At 49.9% G+C, this 475-nt stretch carries 2 tRNA genes and 2 rRNA genes; all 4 read left to right on the top strand.

The annotated features are described in order from the left end of the window. A 16S ribosomal RNA gene (locus tag GH754_RS19320) occupies window positions 1-73 on the top strand; the annotation flags it as partial. 97 nt (window positions 74-170) lie between these two features. Continuing rightward, window positions 171-247, top strand: a tRNA-Ile gene (locus GH754_RS19315). Window positions 248-256: 9 nt separating this feature from the next. Continuing rightward, window positions 257-329 (top strand) — tRNA-Ala (locus GH754_RS19310). A gap of 57 nt (window positions 330-386) precedes the next feature. Then, window positions 387-475, top strand: a 23S ribosomal RNA gene (locus GH754_RS19305); the annotation flags it as partial.

Here is a 475-nt window from a genome sequence, read left to right as displayed (position 1 = left end):
GGTGGGGCCAATGATTGGGGTGAAGTCGTAACAAGGTAGCCGTATCGGAAGGTGCGGCTGGATCACCTCCTTTCTAAGGAAAACATCATCACTTTCGTGATGAATAAAAAGATGTACTGGTTGTGTTTGTTTAGTTTTGAGGGATTGAATGATCCTTCAAAGTTATACATGGGCCTGTAGCTCAGCTGGTTAGAGCGCACGCCTGATAAGCGTGAGGTCGGTGGTTCAAGTCCACTCAGGCCCACCATGATATAACGGGGCCTTAGCTCAGCTGGGAGAGCGCCTGCCTTGCACGCAGGAGGTCAGCGGTTCGATCCCGCTAGGCTCCATTTAGCACCTTGAAAACTAGATAAGAAACAATCAAGAGCATGACAATGCGTTTATTAAGTTAAGTGAACAAGAGCGCACGGTGGATGCCTTGGCACTAGGAGCCGATGAAGGACGGGACAAACACCGATATGCTTCGGGGAGCTGT

Origin of the sequence: Salinibacillus xinjiangensis (assembly GCF_009649735.1) — a bacterium.
Taxonomy (GTDB): Bacteria; Bacillota; Bacilli; order Bacillales; family Alkalibacillaceae; genus Salinibacillus; species Salinibacillus xinjiangensis.
This window is presented reverse-complemented; position numbering and strand designations above follow the sequence as displayed.